The following is a 24,654-nucleotide window of genomic DNA, read 5'->3' on the forward strand; positions in this document are numbered from 1 at the left end:
ACAAAAGGATCAAACGTATGGCTGAAGATCAGAATGTCGAAGAACTGGCCGAAGAATCGGCGGAACTCCCGAAAGTTGAAAGTAGGGAAGACCTGGCTCGTATTATACAGGCGCTCGTCTTTGCGTCTCCGGATGTCGTGACGCTCAAGAAGCTTCGCGAAATTCTCGGCGATTTTTTGGATGCTCGTTCTGTGGCGGATGCGCTCATTACCGCGAACGATTCTTTGAACAAGATTCAGTCTCCGTTTGAAATTGTGGAACAGGCGGGCGGTTACCGCTTTAGAACACGTGCAAAGTATTATCCGTGGGTGCGCAAGCTCTTCCCGGAAGCAAATGCCCGCAGGCTTAGCCAGGCGGCTCTTGAAACGCTTGCCGTGATTGCTTATCAGCAGCCGATTACAAAGGCCGCGATTGAACAGGTTCGTGGCGTTTCGTCTGCGGATGGTCCGATCCGTAACTTGCTTGACAAAGGCTTTATTACTTTGGGTGCAAGAGCCGAAACTGTTGGTAACCCTTATACTTACGTGACCACGCAGGAATTTTTGAAATACTTTGGTATCAATCGCATTCCAGAAGACTTGCCGCGTTTGCGCGAATTCAGTGAACTTTTGGAAGCGGGCGCTTTGGTGCCGCAGTACTCCAAGCCTGATAACGCTCCGGAAGAACCGACTCCGCTCGAAGAATCGACTGATCAGATTGAATTGTCTATGGGAGATGCTTAATGGCCGTTACTCCGTTGATGCAGCAATATTACGAAATCAAGAAAGAAAATCCTGGCTGCATTTTGTTTTTCCGCATGGGCGACTTCTTTGAGCTTTTTGAAGATGACGCTGTAATCGCCTCGAAAATTTTAGGTTTAACGCTCACGAGCCGCAATAACGGTGCCTCCGGTGCAACGCCTTTGTGCGGGTTCCCGCACCACGCTGCCGAACGCTATGTGCCAAAGATGGTGGCTGCCGGCTACCGCATCGCCATTTGCGAACAGGTCGAAGACCCGAAACTTGCAAAGGGCATTGTCAAGCGCGACATTGTTGAAATCATCAGCGCCGGCACGGCGATGAACGAAGAAAACCTCAATGCGAAAGAGGCGAATTACCTTTGCGCTTATGTGCCTGCGACAAGTGATGATGGCAAGGGCGGAAACGGAGATGTGGCTGCGTTTGCGATTGCTGATGTGACGACGGGTTATTTGGCGACGTGCCGTAGCAGTGTGCAGGCTTTCGAATGCGAATTCAGCCGTCGCATGCCCAAGGAAATCGTGATTCCCGAAGGGACGACGATTCCATCTGCGATTATGGACTTGATCAAGGCCGAAAACGTCTTGGTCACTGAACTCCCGGCGATTTTGTTTGCAGAAGACCAGGCAAAGGATGTGCTCTTTACGCACTTCAAGGTCGAAGCGCTCGATGGCCTTGGCTTGGATGGCCGCGTTTTTGAAACGTCCGTGACGGGTGCTTTGCTCCAATATTTGATCAACCAGAAAAAGTCCGAACTGTCGCACTTTACGACGCTCGAGATTTTGAATCTGGACGATTACATGACGCTCGATCCGAGCACGCTTCGCAATTTGGAACTCGTTCGTCCGCTGAATGCTGACGATTATTCCAGCACGCTTTGCTCGGTACTTGACTTTACGGTGACGGCAATGGGTGGGCGTACGCTCAAGGACTGGGTGAGCCATCCGTTGATTGCTGTGGACCGCATCCGAGAACGCGAAGAAGCGGTGGGCGAACTTGTCCAGAATCCTGTGGCGCTTGATGAACTCAAGGAATCCTTGACGTCGATTCTCGATATGGAGCGCTTGATGGGCCGTGTCGGTAGCGGTCGTGCAAATGCGCGTGACCTCGCGGGAATGGGACGTTCTCTTTCGCAGGCATCAAAGGTCGCTGACGTTTTGGAAGGCTTGCATGCGCCGCTTTTTGAAGGTCTACGCGAAACGTTGAATGCAGCAAAGGGCCGTGGCGAAGACTTGCTCAAGTACTTCAATGATGACTTGCCGATGACCGTGCGCGAAGGCGGTATGATCCGCCCGGGTGCAAGTTCAGAACTTGATGCGATGAACGAGGACATCAAGGAACGCCGTGAATGGATTGCTTCGTTGGAAGGACGTGAACGCGAACGCCTCGGAATCCCGTCATTGAAGGTCGGTTACAACCGCGTGTTCGGTTACTACATCGAAATCACGAAGGCGCAGATGGCTAAGGCCACGCAGCCGATTCCGGACGAGTACATCCGCAAGCAGACAACGGTGAACGGCGAACGCTATATCACGCCTGAGATGAAGGAATGCGAATCCGTCATCAGCAATGCTGAAGTCAACATCCATGCGCTAGAATACAAGATTTTCTGCGAACTTCGCGAACGCGTGAACAGCTGGCGTGCCGAACTCCAGGGCATTGCCGATGCGATTGCCCGAGTCGATAGCTTGTACAGCTTTGCCCGCGCGGCCCGCAAGTACAATTACGTTTGCCCGGAAGTTTTTGAAGGGACGGGTATTGAAATTCGTGGCGGTTTCCATCCGGTGATTGTTGCGGTGAACCCCGATTTGAACTTTGTCCCGAACGATGTTACGCTCTCGCCGGACGGTACGCGACTGATGCTCATTACAGGTCCGAACATGGCCGGTAAATCGACGTACTTGCGCCAGACGGGGCTTATTGTGCTCATGGCGCAGATTGGCTGCTTTGTGCCGGCTGAAAGTGCGCGCATTGGCGTGGTGGACCGCATCTTTACGCGTGTGGGCGCTAGCGACCGCTTGAGCCGTGGCCTCAGTACGTTCATGGTCGAGATGATCGAAACGGCGAATATCCTCCGCAATGCGACGCCGCATAGCCTTGTGCTGCTCGATGAAATCGGTCGCGGTACGAGTACGTTTGACGGCCTCTCGATTGCGTGGGCGATTGTCGAGACGCTCCACAGCGAGCCTGCCCGCATGGCGCTCACGCTGTTTGCAACGCACTATCACGAATTGACGGGGCTTGTGGAATCGCTGGAACACGCCGGGAACTTCCAGGTTGCCGTGCAGGAAAAGGGCGACAAGCTCACGTTCTTGCATAAGATTCTAGAAGGCGCTTGCGATTCAAGCTATGGTATTCACGTCGCTGAGATGGCGGGGCTCCCACCTAACGTGGTGCGCCGAGCTCGCAAGATTTTGCTCCGTTTGGAAAAGCAGAAGATTGACCCGAGCGACGAGGCGCAAAACAAAAAAATCAAGGCGCAGCCGCAGATGGACTTGTTTGCACCGCCAGACGAGAACACGCTCTTGCTCAAGGATGAAATTCGCAGGCTCAAGCCCGAGGAAATGACCCCGATGCAAGCGCTGCAACGCCTCATGGACCTGAAGGAAAATTACGGGAAATAGAAATTAGTCAATGGTCTTTAGATAAATGCAGCGAAACTGCAATAATAAAACTACTGACTAATGACTAAGAACTAACAACTAAAATATGATTGATTTCGCGGCTTTAATGAACTTTGCTTTTGAAAATCGGCTCTACGAGTCCGAGGTTCATGGCATTGAGCATTGGCATCAGGTGGAGTACAATGGGCTCCTCCTGGCGAAAAAGACTGGCGCCGACATTGACGTAGTGCGCTTGTTTGCGATTTTCCACGACTCGCAGCGTTTGGATGATGCGTACGACCGTGAACATGGTGCACGCGGCGCAGAATTTGCACAGCGCTGTCGTGAAGAAAAGCGCTTTGAGCTGGACGATGAGCGCTTTGGCTGGCTCTATGATGCTTGCCGCCTCCACACGATTCAGCCGCGTACAGGAATTGTTACGATAGACACGTGCTTTGATGCGGACCGTCTGGATTTGGGCCGTGTCGGGTTCCCGCTGAATCCCCAAAAGATGGCGACGGAATGGGGTGCAAAAATAGCCCAGAAGTCTCTCACTTCGGGCTATTCCGTATTCCACATGCGCGAGTGGATCCGCAAATTGGTGCTTTAATTATTCCTTAATTGCCTGGAACGTGCAGCTGATTTCGACGGCGACATTCTTCGGGAGTGTCGAAACGCCGACTGCCGTACGGGCGTGCTTTCCATTTTCTCCGAGAATCTGTACAGCGAGTTCGCTAGCGCCATTCAGTACAATCGGCTGGTCGTGGAAATCGTTTGCGGATTGCACAAAACCCTGGATCTGAACGAGGCGGAGTGTTTCGCCGGCTTTCAACTGCGTAAGGGCGGCGGCAATGTTGTTCAAGAAGCAAATCTGTGCGGCTTCCTTAGCTTTTTCCACAGAAATCTGGTTCGGGACGACGCCTGTAAAAGCGGAAAAGTCGCCCTTTACAGACGGCAACTGCCCAGAAACAATAATCGTATCGCCAAAGCGCGTTGCCGGGACATAAGCGGCAACTGGTGCGGGGCAGGCGGGGAGCGTCAGCCCCAATTCTTGGAATTTAGAGACAATTTGACTCATGTAATCTCCTTGTTTTTGCGCCTTTAATATACAATAATTGAGATGCGTTTGGAGCGTTTATGTCTCGCTAATTAAAACCCGCACACGTTTTTGTGTGCGGGTATATTTTAAGGCTATTAGTGGCGATTACTTCTTCTCGACTAATTCCGTGGCGAGCTTCTTCATTCCGTTGAAGTCCCACTTGCCGCTTCCGAGCTTCGGGATGGCTTCAACGCAGAACACGGAACCCGGCTGCATGAGTGGCGGGATGCCTGACTTGCGGAGGCTTCTCGAAATTTCTTCGGTGTCGAGCGTTGCGTCGCCCTTGACGAGGAGCACGATGCGTTCGCCCTTCACAGAATCTGGAACGGCGGTGATGGCGAATTCGTGGTCGCCCATGATGCCCGTTTCTGCAATGCGGAGTTCCACAGCAGTGAGCGAAATCATTTCGCCGCCGAGTTTTGCAAAGCGGCTGTAGCGGCCGAGAATCTTGACGAAGCCGTCTTCGGTGATGGTACACTTGTCTCCGGTCTTGTACCAGCGGCGACCATCCACTTCAAAAATGACGGCATCAGTTTTAGCTTCATCGCGGAGGTAACCCTTCATCACTTGCGGGCCTGTGATGACGAGCATGCCTTCTTCACCCGGAGCCAAGAATTCGTTTGTCTCGGGGTTAATAATGGCGCCTGTTGAACCAGGGACAACCATGCCGATGCTCGAGTGGTCGCAGCACTTTTCCATCGTCAAGAAGTCATCCAGCAAAACGTTCGGAGCATTGAGCGTGGCAAGCGGCGTGAGTTCCGTACAGCCGTAGCCTTCGTAGATGTCCTTGCCGAACTTGAGCTTGAAGGTCTCGCGCATTTCGGGGCGGAGCTTTTCTGCACCGGCAATCACGTAGCGCAAAGAGTCGAGGCACATCGGGTGTACCCAGCGGTTGATGGCGATGGCGCGGAGGAACGTCGGGGTGCCCATGAGGATGGTTGCCTTGTATTCGGCGCACACGCGAGCAAGCGTCTTGATGTCAGTTGGGTCGGGACAGAGCACCATCGGTACACCGTCCAAAAGCGGCATCATGAACGTCATCGTAAAGCCGAACGAGTGGAAGAGCGGGAGGAGGGAAGTCATCACGTCGGTGCGGCAAAGCCTGATGACGTGGTCTCCTTGCTGGGCGTTGGAAATCACGTTCTTGTGCGTGAGTTCTACACCTTTCGGCGTACCTTCAGAACCGGAACTGAACAAGATAACGGCATCATCGGTTAACTTAGATGTGGTGAACCAGAAATCTCTCAAAAGCTTCTTGGGGAATGTAAGGACGATGAACGATTCGAGCAGGCGGCAGAAGGTACTGATTTTCTGTTCTTCTTCGTCGATGTAGAACATCTGGCATTTTTCGGCAAGCTGCTTGAAGTCCGGGTTCTTGCCGCAGAGCTTGTCAAAGAAGGCTCGGGACGTGACAATTGTCGAAAGTTCAGCCTTGTCAATGCAGCCGATAAGCGTGTCGACGGGCGAGGTGTAGTTCAAGTTGACCGTCGTCTTTCCGCAACCGAGGATGGACATAATGCCGAGGGCTGCGTCGCGGCTTGTGGGGAGCATGAAGCCTACATTTTGGTCATTCTTGGTGAGCGACTTGATTTTTTTGCCGAAGTAGTGGCAGAGGCGAATCATCTCGTAGCCGTTCACGTGGCGGCCGGCAGGGTCAATCAAGATTGGGCGGGAGCGGCGCTTGCGCATGGCGCGGTACCAGAGCGGAATGATACTTGCGGAATGGTCCATAGCCATGTTCCAAATATCCGTGCCCAAGTTTTGCAGATCCTTGCGGATGACGTTTTCGGGCGTGGTGGCGGGCATGGCCTTGCCAAAGCCTACGCTGATGACGCGGTTGAAATACTGCGGACGGTTCACGCATTCGGAGGCGTGGCTGTAGCGGCTGCCCCAGAGACCTTGTATGTAGAACGGGACGAGCTGAGCGTTAGTGCCTTCAATTGCCTTGCTGTAGTCGAGCGAGAACTTGGAAACAAATGGCGTCTTGGAAACTTCGCCTTCGGGGAAGATGACCACCGCTTCGCCCTTCAATAGCGCCTCGTGGATTTTTTCCATGGCTTCGCTGGGGTCGCGGCGGTTGATGTTGATGACCGACTTGCCGTGAGAGAACCAGCGCAAGTACCAATCTGCAAACGTGTTCCTGTTGCTTGCGATGAGGAGCGTGCGCGGAGAGGCCATCTGGAGCACGGCCCAGTCGATGAAGCTAAAGTGCGGACCCACCAAAAGGAGCGGGCCGGATTCGGGCATGTTCTGGATGCCGTGGACCTTGACCTTATAGCGGAACACGTATGAGAATGCAAAGCGGAGCCCGGCGCGGAGGAGCGTCATCGGGGTGCGCTTGAGCGTGAACACGAACGTGAGGGCGAGGATTACGGCGAGGAAGAACATCTGCTTGTGGAGGCTGAGTTCGGTCATGAGGAAGAGGATGACTTGGAAGCCGAGCAAGATGAACAGGAAGCTCATCTGAATCATGAACGAAACGGCGTGGATGCGGCCAGATGTGTCTGGGCGTGTGACGTTTTGGATGACCGTGCGGAGGATGACGAATGCGGAGCCTGCCCAGAAGGCGATGAATGCGTAGAGGAACGCAAGGACGTACTGGTTATTGATGAATGGCGTTATAATCATCGTGATGGAAGACGCAATGGCGGCAAGCGGGATAAGGCCTGTTTCCACGAAGTTCTTGGAGGACTTGGCTGCGCTGATAGCGCCAATGACGTAACCGATTCCGGTGAAGATGAACGTCCACTGGAAAAGTGTCGTGCTTTGCGTGCCCGTCATGTTCTGCGAAATCATGATGAGGAACTGCGTCACGCTCCAGAAAGCGGCAATACCGAGCATCGAGAGCTTGAGCATCGGGTTCGACCAGGTCGAAGAGAAATTGCGCATGGGGGAGCGAAGCTTCACGAACTTGTTCTGCTTGCAGATGCGAATGCAGAACGACGAAATTGCAGCGAAAAGTCCAACAGCGGAGAGGATGAATGGGAGGAGCGAGTAGCTAATGGTCGAGCTGTCGTTCGGACTGTAGTCAAACGTGAGGAAGGATATAATTGTGATACCGAGCGCCATGAAAATCAAGTGCTTGGCGTTGATTTTCACGAGGTCGTTCCCGTCGGTGATTTCTTTCATGAGGCCGATTTTTGCCGGATTGAAAATCGAGAGGAAAATGCCGTACAGGAACAGGAATGCAAATGCGCCAAAGTCGAGTCTATCGCCAAAGAAGAATGCGATGAGCAAAACGGAGATTGCCATGCCGATGGAGGTCCAACCCATGACTTTGCTCTTGGGGAAACGGCCGGCGAAGTAACTTGCCACATGCATCATGATGATGCTCGGCGAGAACATGGCGAACTGAAGTAGAAGGCTCAGCCAGAAAAACCGTGCACCCTCGGAGTTGAAGGTTATCCATCTTTGGAAGTGGATGAATAAACCCAGTTGCATAAAAGATGTTAAAAATACAGCTATGTAATAGGGAACTTCGCCAGGGCAAGTAGTACGTTTCATATAGGTTGTTTAGTATAAAAATTGTTCAAAAATGCGAGGTAAATATAGTAATGATTAGAGGGGGTAAAAAAAGCGATGCCCGCGCGGTGGCGGGCATGATACTAACGACCAATGGCTGATGACCATTGACTAAAGACTATTGACTAACAACTACTTCTTAAACACTTTATAGAAGCAGAATGCGCAGAGCCCGATGATGGCGCCCCAAGCGCAAATCATGAAAACGAGTCCGCCTGTAGTGAATTCAGCGTCCATTTTTTAGCCCTCCATGTTTTCGTCAGAGTTACCGATTTCCATCTTCTTGATGCTCTTGCTGCGGCCCTTTTCTGCGGGACCACCCTTGCGCCAGGCATAGGCGATGGCGAGGTTCAAAAGCAAGAAAAGCACGAGCAAGAATCCGCGGAATGCCCACGTGAATCCGATTTGCGGGAACGTGTGTCCGAGGAATGTGACCGTTGCGTTCGGGTCCACGTTGCTAAGCGTGATGAACGGGAGACCGTCCGTGAGTGTGAACGAAACTAAGAGCACAATCAGGTAAATCGGGCAGACGTAAAGAATAATTGGGCGGAGGAAGCGCGGGAGCTTGAGAAGCGAGCCATCGTTCATGGTGGCAAAAGCTTCATTTTCGCCCGGTTCCACAACCACTTCGGTTGGGAGGTCGCCATTTTCCTGGGCTTTCTTGGCGTTGCGGCGTCCGAGCACGAGGCTAAAGAGAACGGCCTGGATCATGCCCACGAACACGATGAGGTACGTACCGCCCCAGAAGTCGAGTTCATCGACGGTGCCTGCGGCGAGGCCGAAAATAGCGGTGAGGCTACCGATAAAGGTAATCGTGCTGACCGTCGTGACGGACTTTTTACGCGTAAACTTGAGGTCGTCTTCGCAGAAGCTGATGAGCGGCTGGATGATGGAAATGGCGCTCGTGATGCCTGCAAAGAAGAGCATCGTGAACCAAACCGTCTGAAGCACGCCACCGAACGGGAGCGTTCCGAAAACGTAAGGCATCGTCTGGAATCCAAGACCGAACGTGCCGAGCTTGGCGCATTCTTCGATGTTTGCGCCTGCGATAAGCACTGCCATCGGGATCACGACCGTACCACCAATAATCACTTCGGCAAATCCGTTCGTTGCGCTTGCCGTGAGCGAAGAAAGCACGAGGTCTTCCTTTGGCTTGAGGTAGCTTGCGTAGCAGAAGATGATGGCCATACCGAGGCTCATCGTGAAGAACACCTGGCCTGCAGCGGCCATCCATACCTTCGGGCTAGCGAGCTCCGAGAAATCTGGGTTCCACATGAAGGCAAGTCCCTTGCCGATGCCTGGGAGCGTGAGCACGCGGACCACAAGCACAAGGCCCAAAATCAAGAGGATCGGCATGCAAATCTTGTTGGCGCGTTCAATGCCCTTGCGCACACCGAACGAAAGCACAATCATGTTCGCGATAAATGTAATGAGGAAGAAGATGATGGCGACCGGGATGCCTCCGACGCAAGTCTTGAGCATAATGTAATTGCCGAAGAATTCCGTCATTTTTTCCGGCCCCTGCGCGACAACGTCCATCAACGTGCCTGTTGCCGAGTAGAATGCGAATGCCAAAATCCAGGACTGGATAAATCCGTAGTAGAAAATGATGAAAATCGGCGGGAGGAGTCCGAGCGAGCCCAGGTACTTTGCCCACTTCTTTTTCTTTTGGAAAATCACGTGGTACGTGCTTGGGGAGGTGCCGTAATTGTGGTAGCCTGCGTAACGGCCAAGCGTCCATTCAATCCAGGCGAGCGGAATCCCGAGGAACACAAACGCAATGAGGTAGGGGATGATGAATGCGCCGCCGCCATTGGTAGCCGCCTGCACAGGGAATCGAAGAAAATTGCCAAGACCGACTGCGGAACCAGCGACTGCGAGGATGACCCCGAGTTTGGAACCCCAGTTTTCACGATTATTTGCCATGTTCTTTTCCTAAAATTTGAGCCGAAGCTCAGTGAATATCGTGTTAAATTTAGTTATTCCTCGAAAAATGGCAACTTTGAAAAATGTTACGTGTGGGGGGATAAAAAAAAGCGCAGGCCCGGATGAGTCTGCGCTTTGGTTAATGGCGATATGCGCTTACTTATTGTTCGCGCGGATCAAGTTGAGGGCGGAGCCTGCCTTGAACCATGCCCACTGCTGTTCGTTGTAGGTGTGGCTGAGGGCGATGTTATCCACAGAGCCATCCTTGTGGTGGGCAACGAGCGTGAACTCGGAACCCGGAGCGAACTTGGTGAGGCCAACGATGTCGAACACGTCCTGTTCCTGGATCTTGTCGTAGTCGGCGGCGTTCTTGAAGGTGAGGGCGAGCATGCCCTGCTTCTTGAGGTTCGTTTCGTGAATGCGGGCGAAGCTCTTCACGATCACGGCCTTCACGCCGAGGAAGCGCGGTTCCATGGCGGCATGTTCGCGGCTGGAACCTTCACCGTAGTTTTCGTCACCGATCACGATAGAGCCCGTGCCCTTGGCCTTGTAAATCTTGGCAAGTTCCGGAACTTCCTTGTAGCTACCGCACTGGCAGAGAACCTTGTTCGTTTCGCCATTGAAGGCATTCACAGCGCCGATGAGCATGTTGTTCGAAATGTTTTCGAGGTGACCGCGGTAGTTGAGCCACGGACCAGCCATAGAAATGTGGTCGGTGGTGCACTTGCCCTTCGCCTTGATGAGGAGCGGGGCGCCCGCGATGTCCTTGCCGTCCCAAGCCGCGAACGGGGCGAGAGCCTGGAGGCGCTTGCTTGTCGGGTTGATGGAAACGGTGATGTTGGAGCCGTCAGCAGCCGGAGCCTGGTAGCCAGCGTCCTTCACGTCGAAGCCCTTCGGCGGGAGTTCGCACTGTTCCGGCGGGTCGAGCTTCACGGCCTTGCCTTCGTTGTTCACGAGGGTGTCGGTCATCGGGTTGAAGCGGATGTCGCCAGAGAGGGCGGCGATCACAGCCATGAGCGGGGAGGCAACGAAAGCGTGCGTGTTCGGGTTGCCGTCAGCGCGCTTGGCGAAGTTGCGGTTAAAGCTGTGGACGATGGTGTTGAGTTCCTTCTTGTCGGCACCGGCGCGGTCCCAGCGGCCAATGCAAGGACCGCAAGCGTTTGTCATGATTGTTGCACCGAACTGCTTGAACAAGTCGATGAGACCATCGCGTTCAGCAGTGTAGCGAACTTGTTCGGAACCCGGGTTGATGAGGAGCGGGCACTTCGGGGAAAGACCCTTGGCGAGAGCCTGCTTGATCATGTTGGCTGCCATGTAGAGGTCTTCGTAGCTGGAGTTCGTGCAAGAACCGATGAGGGCGGCACTCACGACCGGCGTAGATTCCGGCTTCGTTTCGGTAGCCTTGAGGGATTCTGCCATGTCGGTCACGGCGTAGGCGCGGTCCGGGCTGAACGGGCCGTTGAAGTGCGGCACGAGCGTGCTCAGGTCAATTTCCACAACGCGGTCAAAATACTTTTCCGGTTCGGCTTCAACTTCCGGGTCGGCCTTGAGGTCGGCGGCAATCTTGTCGGCGGCGTCAGCGACGTCGGCACGGCCAGTAGCGCGGAGGTAACGGTTCATGGAATCGTCGTAGCTGAAGGTGGAGCAGGTTGCGCCCACTTCGGCACCCATGTTGGCAATTGTTGCCTTGCCGGTAGCGGAGAGGCTGCGAGCGCCTTCGCCAAAGTATTCGATAATGGCGTTGGTGCCACCCTTAACGGTGAGGATGCCTGCGAGCTTGAGGATGATGTCCTTGGCGGTAGCGAAGCCCTGGAGCTTGCCGGTGAGCTTCACGCCGATCATCTTCGGGTACTTGAGTTCCCACGGGAGGCCGACCATGGCATCCACGGCGTCTGCACCGCCCACGCCAATCGCGAGCATGCCGAGGCCGCCGGCGTTCACGGTGTGGGAGTCGGTACCAATCATCATTCCGCCTGGGAAGGCATAGTTTTCGAGCACCACCTGGTGGATGATGCCTGCACCCGGGAGCCAGCAGTCAATGCCGTACTTGGCAGAGACGGACTGCAAGAAGTCGTACACTTCCTTGCTTTCTTCCTTGGCGCGGGGGAGGTCCTTTTCGACACCTTCGCGAGCGATAATCAAGTGGTCGCAGTGCACGGAACTCGGCACAGCCACGCGGGACTTGCCTGCAGTCGTGAACTGGAGGAGGGCCATCTGGGCAGTTGCGTCTTGCATGGCCACGCGGTCCGGGTGGAATTCGGCAAAATCAGCGCCGCGCTTGTAGGTTCTGTTTTCTGCGCCATCGATCAGGTGGCTGTAGAGAATCTTCTCGGCGAGAGTGAGCGGGCGGCCAAGCTGCTTGCGGGCAACAGCGACGCGTGCAGGAATGCGAGCGTATGTGGCCTGGATCATGTCGAAATTAAAAAGCATAGTTACCTCATGAATTTAACGACAAAAAAGATAGAAATTTTAGCATAAAAAGGGGGGAGGGTTCCCCCTCGCTCCAGCCTTGCCCTGTGTCATTCCGTGCGTACATTGTGTCACCTTGAGCGGAGTGCAAAGCACGGAGTCGAATGGGTCTAGGGCAAGTCTTACACGACCCCCACAGCGGGGGCCACCCCCGCAACGCCCTCGGAATGAAAGCTTTATTCTTTCAGTTCTCCGCTACAAGGGTATTGCTTGAGCCACTCTATAATTTGCTCTTTGGTGTGCTTTTCGGAACAGATTTCCGGATAGATTTTAGGTTCGATTTCTTCTGGATCAAGACCGAAGTTCATGGCAGCCCAAAAGCCGATTCCAGAACCGACTCCGATTGCAAGGCCTGCTAAAGGATTTGCTGTAACCTGAATTCCGACTAAAGACAATAAGACTCCTTCAAGTATGGACGACCCAAGAAGATTCTTTCGTTCCATCTGTTGACAGTAATCCAGCGAATCAACTGAAATTTGATACAACATTTTGCCGTAATCTTGCTTTAGCCATACTGTGTTGCTCTCTTCGTTATAGCAAATTCCTTTGGAAGTTACTGCAATAATCGAATCGTTTGGGCGGAAAATTGTGGAAATTGTTTGTGAACTGCCTGCTACATGAAACCAATGGCGTTTTATCGTATGGAACGAATTTGTATCGGCCAAAGTTGTTTTTAAGGTTTTCATTTTTTCTGTGTTCTTGTTTGCCTCTTTTCTTATGTCATCATTTCCGCCAATTGGTATTGCTCCTGAAAATCCCCATAAATCGACAGTAAAGGCAAAGCGGTTTCGCTTTTCATCAATGTCGCGACCATAGCGGAATTCTAACGATATTTTTGCTTTTTCGCCAATGGGACGGGTGGTGTAAATTCCTCCGCCAACTTCGGTATAAAATTTGGGGCGAGGTCTTGGATAACGGTCTATTTTCGTTCCTTCTTCATCGACATAATAAAGTTCTCTGCCGTTTCTAGAAATGTGTTCTGTGAATCCAATTTTCCATGTATTGTTGATAGGAATTTGTTCGATAAGCATGCCTCCTCCAGTGTAATTAGCGAAGAACATTTTGTCTTCTGTTTTGCTGAGTGGTGCCCAAAATAAGCCATGTGTATTTGCCCATCCCGTCAAGCCAAAGTAAGGCGAGACAAAACCGCCTTGCAAAAAGGGCGTAAATGTCTGGAGTCCAAACCCGAAGGTGAAATAGCCTCCGCTGATGTATCTTGCAAATGTTGCGTCGCCCCACCATTCGGCATGGCTTTTATGGCTGTAGCTGTTTCTTTCGTGGTTGCCGTTATCGAGTTGTCCTGCATAATAAGAAAATGCAATGCTGTTTACGGCATTGTCGCTTTTGTAGCTGTCCATGTAAGATGCTGCCGGGGGAGGCCGCATAATGGAACTGCAACTTGCCAAAAATAGTGCGAATGCTATAATAAATAATCTTGTTCTAAATGTCATAGGAGTACACTAAAAGAAAAGGCAAAGTACATTAAAGAATTGTTGTCGGTCCGTATTCCCATTTCGAAAGAACTTAAAAATGCGTAGTGTCCTTTTCTGTTAGATTCATTCAATAAAGGTGAGTTAGAGTAAATTAAAAAATCTAGTCCGTAATAAAATATATTTTCTTCGATATTGTGTTTTCCGCTGTATTGTGGTGTGCTTGAATTGAAGATTTTGTTATCGGTATTCGAATATTCTTCTTTGTAGCCTACGTTCAAAAAATGCATTTGGCGAATTCCGCCGTGGGTTCCAAAGCCTATTCCGTGATTACTCATGAATCCCATGAATCCGCCTCCCAAATTGAAAGAACCTGTAAACAGATTTTGGCTTGAGTAATGGCCCAAAGAAAGATCGTAGGCAGCCCCAAGATAAAACGGGCCGATCCATTGCACAATCGTGGGCGAAATTCCGACTTCAAGTGCCATGGCGTAATGGGAATTTAAAAATAGCCCACCACCTAAGAAATGTCCGTCCCAGTTTTCGTCCCCTTCGGGATTCTGAGTCTTGGGCCATGTCCATTTGAAAAGGTTGAAGTCTATAAGAAATTGAGCACCATCAATGTCTTCGCTTTTGACAAAATGATGCGGTGTTTTGCAGTCGCCAATATGGGAGTCTGAATCTTTTTGGGGGTCGCATAAGACATAGGAACCGCCAAACGTAATTGAATGCGACGTTCCGGGTGCGATTTGTTTGGCCAAGATTGCTTGAGGAACATAGCTTGATGCCAAGATGACATCGCCTGCCCAGACGATAACGCTTGCCAAAAGAATTAAAAAAAAGAAGAGTTTACGCATATTTTCAGCTAAAGTTTAAAAAAAAATTAAACTGTATTTGTGATGTGGAATCGTAGTTTATGATAAAGAGACATAAATCTTGTGTTGATAGACTTTTTTTTCTAGATGAACGTATTTTATGCAAATAAACTTGATGGAACTTGTGCACTGGGGAACAATTTTATATTTTCAATGTAATCATGTCTGTAATATCTACGTCCCAAAAGGTTCTCCCTGGCGATAACAAGGATATTGCATTTTCTGTCCGCTGTGTGAAAAATTAAAGTTTTTTTGTTTGTGAAAACCGCTATTTTATGGGGCGGTTTGTTGTAAATCTCCACCGCACGGGTATTGCTTGAGCCACTCAATAATTTGCTCCTTGGGGTGCTTTTCGGAACAGAGTTCGGGATAAACTTTCGGAGCGAGTTCTTCTGGATCAAAGCCAAAGTTAAAAAGTGCCCAAATTCCGGTGCCAAAACTGGCTCCTATTGCAATGGCAGCAGGGAAATTCCCCGTAGTTTGAGCTGCAATCAAGAACCCGAGAAGCCCTTCTAAAAGGGTTGTTCCCAACAGGTTTTTGCGTTCCATCTCTTGGCAATAGTCAATCGAATCGGCGGATACTTGGTACAACATTTTGCCGTAGTCTTGCTTGAGCCAAACGGTATTGTTTTTTTCGTTATAACAAATTCCTTTGGTGGTGCTAGCTGTAACGTTTTTAACGGGGTGGTATATGGTTGAAATCGTTTGAGAGCTGTCGCTGAAACGGAACCAGCGTCGTTTTATCGTATGTAGCGTATCTGTTCGTGCGCTGTCGATAGATGCTGTTTCTATGTTTTTCATTTTTTCGAGATTCTTTGCAGCTGCTTTCCTTATTTCGTCATTTCCGCCGAATGAGAATGGCGAGGAAAATCCCCAAAAGTCTATCGTTATTGCAAAACGATTACGCTTTTCATCGAGGTCTCTGCCATAACGGAGCTCAAACGACATTTTGCAATTTTCTCCAACAGCGCCGGTTATAAAAAGGCCTCCGCCAACTTCTGTATAAAATTTAGGCTCAGGATTCGGAATCCATATTTGTCTAAATCTACCGCCGTTATCGATTTCGCGACCGTTCCTTGACAAATGTTGCGTAAAGCCTAATTTCCATTTGTCATTGATCGGAATCTGCTCGATAAGCATTCCTCCGCCGGAATAGCGGGTGAAAAATGTGCTGGAATCATGCATTGGAGCGTACAAAATTGCAAATGCGTTGCCCCATCCTGTGATGCCGAAATACGGGGAGGCAAAACCAGCTTGCACGATTGGAGTGAGTGATTGCAGTCCGTATCCGAAAGTGAAGTAATCGCCGCTGATAAATCTTTCGAAAGAGGCGTCGCCCCACCATTCCGTGTTGTGACCGTCTTCATCGCGAACGCCATTTTTAAGTTGCCCTGCATAATATGAAAAACTGACGTTGTTAATGACATCGTTTCTTCCATAGCTGTCCATAAAAGCGGCTGCTGGAGGCGGGCGCGTGATAGAACTGCAACTAGCAAGGAATATCGCTAATGCGATTGCTAAAAAAGAACGTATCCAATGATTTAAGATTATTTTCATAGGAGTAAACTAAACGAAAAGGACCAGTAAATGACGGGATTTGTTTCTGTATGAAGTCCCATTTCGTATGACATAATAGAGAAAAAGTGCTGTTTTTGATTCGCTTCTTTTAGTAAAGGCAAATTTGAATAATTGGCGAATTCAAGACCGTAATAGAATATCCATTTGTGTAATTTATAGCCATATGAAAATCTGGTGGCAGGATTTCCGTTCAGATTTTCGCCGGCATTGATGATGTGCAATTGACGTAATCCGGCGTGAGCGCCAAAGGCTAGACCATGGTTATTCATGAAAAACATGGTTCCGCCACCCAAATTGAGCGAACCGGAGAAGTTGTTTGTGCTGGCCCCTGCATCAAAATGGTAAGTGTAGTTGACGTTATAATCTTTTCTTTCTCTGTTATAGCCGAAGTAATGACCGAAAGACAGATCATATGCGGCACCAACGTATATTGGTCCGAGCCATTGCACGATGATGGGGGAGATTCCAATTTCTAACGGGATGGAGTAATGCGTGGTCAGGAACATCCCTCCGCCAAAGGTGTGACCATACCAGTTTTCTGCACCTTCGGTGTTTTCTGTTTTGGGCCAAGTGATGTTGTATAAGTTGATGTCAAGGCGGGCGTTGAATCCGCTGATTTTATCTTCTCCGTATTCGCGTTCGCTTCGGCAAAAATCGGAATGCATCGCTTTTGGGGTGGATGGGTCACATGCTCCAAGCGAGTTTCCTATGGTAAACAGGTATCTTACTCCAGGTGCGATTTGCTTAGCTGCCATAGCAGGGGGCACTATGCTGGGGGCTAAAACGACATCGTCTTCAGCCCATGTGATCGCACATGCAAAAATGATGAATAAAAGAATGATTTTACGCATAATGTTTTTCAGCTAAAGTCTAGAAAAATAAATAACATAAAAAACTCACCAATGGATTTTGGTGAGCTTTATAAGTAATGCGTGAGCGATGCGCTCCTGAAATGCGCGGATTTTTACTTGCCGGCGATTTCTTTGGCTTTTGCTTCGATGGCGGCGATGGCTTTTGCGCGGCCTTCGGCGGTATCTTCGTTGGCAAGCACGATGTTCACGAACACGGAACCTGCGACCACAGCGTACACGTGCTTTGAAAGCACCTTGGACTGTTCGCCGTTGCGGATGCCGAAGCCGCCGAGAACTTTGGCGCCGTGCTTACCGACCGTGTCGATAAAGTCGAGTGTTGCCTGGTCAATGGTGGTTTCGCTTCCGGTTGTACCTGCGCGAAGGGCGGCGTAGATGTACTTGAAACCGGCTGAAGCCATTGTTTCAAGGCGTTCCTTGGTCATGCTGGGTGCTGCCACCGGGATGTTTTCGAGTCCGTGCTTCTTGCAAGCTTCGGTGAGACCTTCATCATGGTCGAATGGCAAGTCCGGAATGATGCAGGCGGAAACGCCCGCGTCCTTGCACATCTTGACGAAGTTTTCGACGCCCGGCGTAAAGGCGAGGGAGCCGTAAGTCATGATGTAAATCGGCGTCTCGGGGTGACGTTCGTGAATCTGCTTCACGATGGCAAGGCCCTGCTTGGTAGAATAGCCTTTTTCGAGAGCGATGGTGGATGCCGTCTGGATGGCGGGACCGTCGGCGCTAGGGTCGCTGAAGGCAAGTTGGATTTCAAGGATGTTGGCGCCACCCTTCACAAGTGCGTCGGCGATGGCGATAGAAGTTTCAGCGTCAGGAAAACCCGCAATAAGATGAGACATTAAATTCATGGTGATTACTTCCTTGTCATAATTTCGGCGTCGTGGATGTCTTCGTTGTTTTCGAGGCGAACAAGTTCGGCCTTGAGGAATTCCTTCCACTTTTCGGGGCGGAACACGGGGCTCGTGATAAAGATGTCCTTGTCGCCGCGGCCACTCATGTTGATGACGAGAGCCTTGTCCTTCGGGAGCTCCTTCGCAATTTTCATAGCGGCGGCGCCGGCGTGAGCGCTTTCGAGGGCGAACAAAATCCCTTCGTTACGTGCAAAGAACTTGACGGCTTCAAGAGCTTCCTTGTCGAGAATTGCCGTGAATTCCACGCGGCCAGATTCGCCGAGGGCGGCGAGCTGCGGGCCGATTCCCATGTAGTCGAGGCCTGCGGAAATGGAGCGCGTCGGCATAGATTGACCGTCTTCGTCAATGAGGAAACGGCTCTTGTAACCCTGCACGATGCCTTCGCGGCTGGCGTTACCCGTCATGCGGGCTGCGTTTTCGCCAACGTTCGGGCCAACGCCACCGGCTTCTGCACCAATCAAACGCACGTTCGCATCGTTGATAAACGGCGTGAACACGCCGATGGAATTGCTACCGCCTCCGACGCAAGCGACAACGGCAGCAATGTCGATGTTGCGTTCTGCGGCCTGGCGCTTGACTTCTTCACCGATAATCGACTGGAAGGTACGAACGATATCCGGGAACGGGGCTGGGCCGAGTGCGGAACCAAGCACGTAATGAGTGTTTTTGAAATTCGTGGCCCAGTCGCGCATGGCTTCGTTCACGGCATCCTTGAGCGTGCGGCTACCGCTCGTGACCGGAACGACCTTTGCACCGTACATTTCCATGGTGGCCACGTTCGGCTGCTGGCGGCGCACATCGACTTCTCCCATGTACACCACGCATTCGAGGCCGAGCTTTGCGCAAGCGGCGGCAGTGGCGAGCCCGTGCTGACCGGCGCCTGTTTCGGCGATGATGCGGGTCTTGCCCATCTTCTTGGCCAAAAGGCACTGACCGATAGCGTTGTTGATCTTGTGGGCACCCGTGTTGGCGAGACCTTCGAGTTTGATGTAAATCTGCGCACCGCCCAAAAGCTTGGTTGCTGTCGGAGCGAAGTACAGCGGAGTTTCGCGGCCAATGTAGTCGCGCTGGATGATGCGGAGTTCTTCGAGGAATTCCGGATCGTGGATGTACTTGTTGAATGCCGCTTCGAGGTCGTCGAGCGGGCGGCGGATGATTTCGGCAACGTACTTGCCGCCGAACTTGTCAAAAAAACCGTTGTTAGAAGTTGTAGAGGTCATTGTTGTTCTGTCATCCTGAGCGATGGGCGGAGCCCGAAGTCGAAGGATCTAGTTAAGGGTTAAAGTCTCTATGCCTGCTGAGGCGCTGCGAGTCCAGAAACCAAAAAAATCGGCTTCCGGAGAGTCCCGAAAGCCTTTTACAAACACTTGATGAAATCAGCAAACCGGACTCTATTTCGTAGAGCCCCACCACCAACGGTTGAAACGGATTACTGCGTTCATCTTCATACTATAAATGTAGGAATGGTAATTTAATTTGGCAAGGGGTGGTTTTATTTTTTCTTGCCTTCGAGGTATTCCGTGATTTTGGGGACCATCAGCGACTTGCGGCTGATTTTTTCGGCGGAGAAGTAAACGCCTTCGCTGAAAAGTTCTCCGAATGCACTTTCGGCGATTTTTTTAGCGGTGGCTTCGTAATCGCCTGTAGCGTAGATGATGGTGTAGGAGCCCGATTCGATGAACGGTGTTTCGGCCGCGGTCTCCGGATCCGGATTCGGGTCGTGTCCGTCAACCTTGGCAAAGAGAATGTCGCGCTTCTTTTCTTTGGCAATTTCGGGCATCACGGCGGCGAGACGTTTAAAGAAATCCTTCTTGGTCGAATCGACATACCAGTCGTTGCTTGCGATTCCGATTTTGACGCCTTCGATTTCGTAATCCTTGTAGTCGGAGAGGAAAATTTCTTTGTCCGTCATGCCGTAGTAATCGTGCGACGCATCGTCCATTTCGCGGGAGAGCTTGGCGACGCTATCGGGGGAAAGCTTGAGCTGTTCGATGAGGCTTTTCCATGCAGACGAATCTAAAGTCGAGGATGCAACTTTGGTCAAGTTGCGCGTGTCAGAAAGGATGCCCGCCAAAAGAATCTTGGCCATGTCGTTATCGATTTTGACGTCGGCCTTTTTGTAGAGATCCCAAATGATGGTGCAGGCGGAACCGATAATTTGACGGTTCACGTAAGTGTCGGAGGTGACTTTTTCATCAAGGTCGCCAGGAATGTGGTGGTCGATAATCTGGAGAATCTTAGCCTCTTTGACACCTTCGACGGATTGCGCGGATTCGGCGTGGTCGGTGAGGATGAGACGCGTACCGGCTTTTACGGATTTCATTTCCTCGGGAACTTTGAAACCGAATTTTTCGACAATGTAGGCGGTCTCTCGGTTGATGGGGCTTACGATTTTGGCTACGGCGTTGTGGCCCAAGGCGCGCATGAGCGCAGCGTAACTCATAGCCGAAGTGACGGCATCGACATCAGGAGTCTTGTGCCCGATGACAAATGTGGTGTCGGAACCCCAGTCCAAGGCGTTGACGGTGTTTTTGAATTCTTCTCCTTCGTTGTTTGAGTCAGAAGAAGTGCTGTCGCCGCAAGCGCAAAGAAGTGCACTTGAGAGACAAACGGAAAGAATGTTGTTGAAAATAGTTTGTTTGTTCATAAGCTGAAAAATAGTTTTTTTCGCTTTTTGCGGGATTTTGTAAATTTTTATTTCATTTGCGGTTGCAGAGGCGCTGCAAAATGAAGATGCAAAAAAATAGGCTTCCGGCACATTCCGGAAGCCATTGAATCAAACACTTGATGAAACCAGTGAATCCGTTCCGTTTTACGGGAACCCCTCCCGCAAGCGGTCTGAGTGGATTACCGATTTCACCTTTACGTATATCAATATACACTGTAATTCGTTGATTGTCAATAGGTTACGATAGCTTTTTTGTAAATTTTTGGTACGATTTTAGTGCGGTATAGAAAAAGCCTATCTTGGAGGATAGGCTTTACTTGTAATCGCAATTTCTTGAATGCTATTTTGCAGCGAATTCCGCAAACAGCGCTTTCATCTTGTCATGATTCTTGATTCCGGGGGCGTCTTCGATGCCGCTAGATACGTCGATGAGTTCGGGGTGGAACTTTTCGCAGATTGTGGCGACATTTTCTGGATTGATGCCGCCGGCGAGCCAGAGCGGGGCTCCGTTTGCTTTTTCGCGGAGGAGCGATTCGGGGATGGTCTTGCCGGTGCCGCCGGGGATGCCTTCGACCTTGGCGTCCAGCAAAATGCGGGGTTCGCCGTTTTTGCGGAGGCTTGCGACGTAATCGAAGTCTTCGGGGGCGCCTACGCATGCTGCGCAGTAGTAGGGGAGGGCTGCGCTGCAAGATTCCGCGAGTGCGTCGGAATTGTGCGGATCAACGCCGTGGAATTGTACGGCGTCGAGCACGCCTTCTTGGGCGAGCTTGATGGCTGTTTTGCCTTCGACGGAATTGGGGTCGGTAATCACGCCAACGAGTAGTGGTTCGACAGGCTCACCAACCTTATTTAGGTTCCTGAGCTTGTCGAAGGGCTCAGGATGACACGTGCGGATTTTTGCGGCGAAGTTTCGCACGAATTCTTCGGTGGTGAGTCTCTTGGTGGTGCTGAACACGAAACCGAGCATGTCGGCGCCGAGTTCGGCGGCGAGGAGACCGTCTTCTTCACGTGTGATGCCGCAGATTTTCACGAGCGGGCGGCGCGCATCTTGTGGGCGCGCATCTTGTGATGAGGCTGCGCGAGTCTCGTTGTTGGCAAACTTGCGTTCGGCGAATTTCTTCCAGAACTGTCCACGGGCGTTTTCGCATCCGCTTTCGAATGCGCTGACCACGTCTTTGGCGAGCGGCGGATTCTTGGCGACGGCTTCACCGACGAGAATTCCCGTGAATCCGAGATTGCGGGCGTATGTCGCATCGGCGGCGCTCAGAATGCCAGATTCAAAAACGGCTTTGGCGGGGAGCTTGCTGCGAACGCTTGCGGGAATCAGCGGGTCCGTGTGGAATGTGGCGAGGTCGCGGGAATTGACGCCAGCAACGATCGTCTTGGCGGCTGCATCACCGAGAGCGGCTGTCACAACGGCAAGCTTGCGGAAATCGTCAGCTTCGCGGACTTCAACGAATGCCTGAATGCCGAACTTCTGAGCACGCTGTGCCATTTTCACGAGCTGTTCGTCGTCGAGGATGCGGGCGATGAGTAATACGGCATCGGCGCCACAGCGGTAAGCGATATCGATTTCGTCTTCGAATAAAAGGAAATCTTTGCGGAGAACAGCGCACGTGTGCAAACCTTGCTGACGGCGGCGTTCCATCAAGTCCGCTACGGCAATCAAGTCACGCAGCGAACCCTTGAAAAAGTTCATTTCGGTCAGCACGGAGACCGCTTGAGCGTGTGCTTCGGCGTAAGTCGTGGCGAGTTCCACCGGATTTAAGTCAGGTGCGATGTCTCCCTTGGATGGCGAAGCCCTCTTGACCTCAAGGATGGCTCCTGCGTTACCCAAAAATTCAGTATGACCAACGCGACGCGCCTCGGGAATATCAATGTTGAAATTCAGTCCAAGTCTATCGATGTCTTCGCGGCGCATCCGCACGATTTTTTGCAAAATATCTTCGCTCATAATTCCTCTACGCCAATTGTAGAAAAATTTAAGGCGCGTTCTAATAAAATACTGTTTTAGTAGGAGTTTTGGAGTTGTCTATAGAGGACACTTTGAGTTGTGTGGGGCTTTTTTTTGATGCGTTTTCTAGTTCGGCGGCTTAAATTTAAAGAAAAAAGGGATGTGCTATGAATTATTTGCTTTCTAAAACGATACGTGTGGCCGCAACTTTCGCGGCTTTGGCTGTCACAACGGCTGCGGTTCCTGCGTTTGCGGTGACTTCGCCGGATTTTCCGATGGCGGGTTTTGCCACGCAGAATGGCGGCACTACGGGCGGCAAGGGCTACTCCGAGGTCACGGTCGACAACGTGAATGACCTCAAGAGCTACGCCAAGGCGGGCAACAAGATTATCTACGTGAAGCCGGGCACGTACATGGGGCCGGTGGAAGTCGGTAGCAACGTGACGATTTACGGTTACCAGGGCGCCATTATCGCGCAGCCTACTTCGGGCAGTGCCATGAAACTGAGCGGTTCGAAGAACGTCATCATCCGCAACCTGAAATTCAAGGGTGTGGGCGCACACGATGACGATGACGAAGATTGCCTCCAGGTGAATCACGAATCGAAGAATGTGTGGATTGACCACGTGGATGTCTACGACGGTCACGACGGCAACTTGGATATTACCAACGCCTCGGACTTTGTGACGATTTCGTGGACCAAGTTCAGCTACACTTCGGCATCGAGTGGTCATCAGTTCAGCAACCTGATTGGTAACAGCAAGACAAAGACGAGCGACCGCGGACACCTGAATGTGACGATTCACCATACGTGGTGGGCTGACGGCGTGGTCGAACGCATGCCGCGTGTGCGATTTGGCAAGGTACATGTGGCGAACAACCTCTTCGACAGCAAGAATGCGAGCTATTGCGTGCGAGCCGCTATCGAGGCGAATATTCGCATTGAGAAAAATGTGTTTATCGGTGTGCAGAAGGCTCTTGACTTGTACACGAGCGATGGCGCTATTACGGCTGCCCAGATGATTAGCAACTACGAAGAAAATGTGAAAAAGCAACAGGCGGGTACGGGAACCGCATTTACGCCACCTTATTCTATGAGCTTGACTGATGTGAGTACGCAGGCAAAGGCTTATGCCCTTCGCGATTCTATTAAGCTGTATGCAGGAGCGACGCTCCCAGATCCGGGGAAATCTCAGACGGTAACGCCCGCATCTTCTTCGAGCGAAGTACAGTCTAGTTCCAGCGTGGCTGTGTCTAGTTCAAGTATTGCGAAATCCAGCAGCAGTGTCGCGCAGTCCAGCTCCTCGCAGGCTGTATCTAGTTCCTCGCAGGGGGAGGTTGTTTCTGGAACGGCGACGCTTACTAAGCACGGCTCGGGTAGCGCCAAGCAACAAGTCAAGCAAGGTGAATCTATCGAAGAATTCTACTTTACTGTCGCTGGCGCCACGGGTGCGACTGTTACGGGACTCCCCGAAGGTATTGTGGGAACAATGAAGGGTAGTGATTTCTACATCTCAGGTAAGGTCGCTCAAAATGCTGCTGTGGGGGCGTACAACTTTACCATAACGACAACTGGGGCTACGACAAATGCAACCAAGAGCGGAACTATTACGGTTATTGGTGCAAATGGAGAGGTTGCAGAGTCTAGCTCTAGTAAAGTCGAATCAAGCTCTAGCTCGGAGCAGGGCACGACTTCGTTGGATGTCGCTACGATTGCTCCGCATTTCAATGTCACTGTCGACGGTCGAGTTCTTACCGTACAAGGAACAACGCAGGCGGCGTATCTCCTGGATGCCCAGGGCAGGCTTATGGCAAAACAGTCCTTGAGTGGCGATTGCTCGATAACCGTTCCTCGTGCGGGCATGTACCTCTTGCGAGTCGGTAACGAGACGCGACGCATAACTGTTCGATAATCTTATCTTAAAATAAATTGAAAACCCGTGCTCGTTCGAGTGCGGGTTTTGTCCTTTTTACTTCCTACTAACCACTATTTACTAACTACTTCCTACCGCC

16 protein-coding genes are annotated in these 24,654 nt (G+C 51.4%); 4 read left to right on the forward strand and 12 right to left on the reverse strand.

The window, feature by feature from the left end; all coding sequences use genetic code 11:
* Window positions 1–17: 17 nt before the first annotated feature.
* The 3 genes from scpB (at window position 18) to B9Y77_RS01220 (ending at window position 3,950) form a co-directional block, all read left to right on the forward strand.
* Window positions 18–722: an SMC-Scp complex subunit ScpB gene (gene scpB / locus B9Y77_RS01210; RefSeq protein WP_012820032.1), complete on the forward strand. Its 705-nt coding sequence runs from the start codon at window positions 18–20 to the stop codon at window positions 720–722.
* Window positions 722–3,361, forward strand: coding sequence for a DNA mismatch repair protein MutS (gene mutS / locus B9Y77_RS01215; RefSeq protein ID WP_085490159.1), 2,640 nt, complete (start codon window positions 722–724; stop codon window positions 3,359–3,361). Before scpB ends, mutS begins: the two co-directional genes overlap by 1 nt.
* A 106-nt stretch (window positions 3,362–3,467) precedes the next feature.
* Entirely contained in the window at window positions 3,468–3,950 is a 483-nt protein-coding gene (locus B9Y77_RS01220; RefSeq protein WP_244536562.1) for an HD domain-containing protein, read from the forward strand.
* Here the strand turns inward: B9Y77_RS01220 and B9Y77_RS01225 are convergent, their stop codons facing one another.
* From B9Y77_RS01225 to B9Y77_RS01280, 12 genes are all read right to left on the reverse strand, one after another.
* Window positions 3,951–4,418: a RidA family protein gene (locus B9Y77_RS01225; RefSeq protein ID WP_073424463.1), complete on the reverse strand. Its 468-nt coding sequence runs from the start codon at window positions 4,416–4,418 to the stop codon at window positions 3,951–3,953. It abuts the gene before it with no gap.
* Window positions 4,419–4,544: 126 nt separating this feature from the next.
* Window positions 4,545–7,880 (reverse strand): MFS transporter, encoded by a 3,336-nt coding sequence (locus B9Y77_RS01230; RefSeq protein WP_254899876.1) that lies wholly within the window; start codon window positions 7,878–7,880, stop codon window positions 4,545–4,547.
* Between the two features lie 321 nt (window positions 7,881–8,201).
* Complete coding sequence (locus B9Y77_RS01235) at window positions 8,202–9,887, reverse strand: sodium-dependent transporter (RefSeq protein ID WP_085490161.1); 1,686 nt, start codon at window positions 9,885–9,887, stop codon at window positions 8,202–8,204.
* Window positions 9,888–10,043: 156 nt separating this feature from the next.
* Window positions 10,044–12,317 (reverse strand): aconitate hydratase, encoded by a 2,274-nt coding sequence (locus B9Y77_RS01240; RefSeq protein ID WP_085490162.1) that lies wholly within the window; start codon window positions 12,315–12,317, stop codon window positions 10,044–10,046.
* Between the two features lie 215 nt (window positions 12,318–12,532).
* Entirely contained in the window at window positions 12,533–13,714 is a 1,182-nt protein-coding gene (locus B9Y77_RS01245) for a hypothetical protein (RefSeq protein ID WP_085490163.1), read from the reverse strand.
* Between the two features lie 89 nt (window positions 13,715–13,803).
* Window positions 13,804–14,643: a hypothetical protein gene (locus B9Y77_RS01250; protein WP_085490164.1), complete on the reverse strand. Its 840-nt coding sequence runs from the start codon at window positions 14,641–14,643 to the stop codon at window positions 13,804–13,806.
* A 291-nt stretch (window positions 14,644–14,934) separates the two neighbouring features.
* On the reverse strand, window positions 14,935–16,218 hold the full coding sequence (locus B9Y77_RS01255) for a hypothetical protein (protein WP_139829233.1): 1,284 nt from the start codon (window positions 16,216–16,218) through the stop codon (window positions 14,935–14,937).
* Entirely contained in the window at window positions 16,215–17,090 is an 876-nt protein-coding gene (locus tag B9Y77_RS01260) for a hypothetical protein (RefSeq protein ID WP_073424457.1), read from the reverse strand. Before B9Y77_RS01260 ends, B9Y77_RS01255 begins: the two co-directional genes overlap by 4 nt.
* Before the next feature lie 113 nt (window positions 17,091–17,203).
* Window positions 17,204–17,956, reverse strand: coding sequence for a tryptophan synthase subunit alpha (gene trpA, locus B9Y77_RS01265; RefSeq protein ID WP_085490166.1), 753 nt, complete (start codon window positions 17,954–17,956; stop codon window positions 17,204–17,206).
* 5 nt (window positions 17,957–17,961) lie between these two features.
* Window positions 17,962–19,239: a tryptophan synthase subunit beta gene (gene trpB / locus B9Y77_RS01270; protein ID WP_085490167.1), complete on the reverse strand. Its 1,278-nt coding sequence runs from the start codon at window positions 19,237–19,239 to the stop codon at window positions 17,962–17,964.
* A gap of 272 nt (window positions 19,240–19,511) precedes the next feature.
* Window positions 19,512–20,666: a DHH family phosphoesterase gene (locus B9Y77_RS01275; protein WP_254899877.1), complete on the reverse strand. Its 1,155-nt coding sequence runs from the start codon at window positions 20,664–20,666 to the stop codon at window positions 19,512–19,514.
* Between the two features lie 361 nt (window positions 20,667–21,027).
* Window positions 21,028–22,641, reverse strand: coding sequence for a bifunctional indole-3-glycerol phosphate synthase/phosphoribosylanthranilate isomerase (locus tag B9Y77_RS01280; RefSeq protein WP_085490168.1), 1,614 nt, complete (start codon window positions 22,639–22,641; stop codon window positions 21,028–21,030).
* A 167-nt stretch (window positions 22,642–22,808) separates the two neighbouring features.
* Here B9Y77_RS01280 and B9Y77_RS01285 point away from each other — a divergent pair, with 167 nt between their 5' ends.
* Window positions 22,809–24,554 carry a pectate lyase family protein gene (locus B9Y77_RS01285; RefSeq protein WP_085490169.1) on the forward strand — a complete coding sequence of 582 codons (1,746 nt, stop codon included), beginning with the start codon at window positions 22,809–22,811 and terminating at the stop codon, window positions 24,552–24,554.
* The last annotated feature ends 100 nt before the right edge of the window (window positions 24,555–24,654 follow it).

This window comes from Fibrobacter sp. UWB13, from assembly GCF_900177805.1.
GTDB lineage: Bacteria > Fibrobacterota > Fibrobacteria > Fibrobacterales > Fibrobacteraceae > Fibrobacter.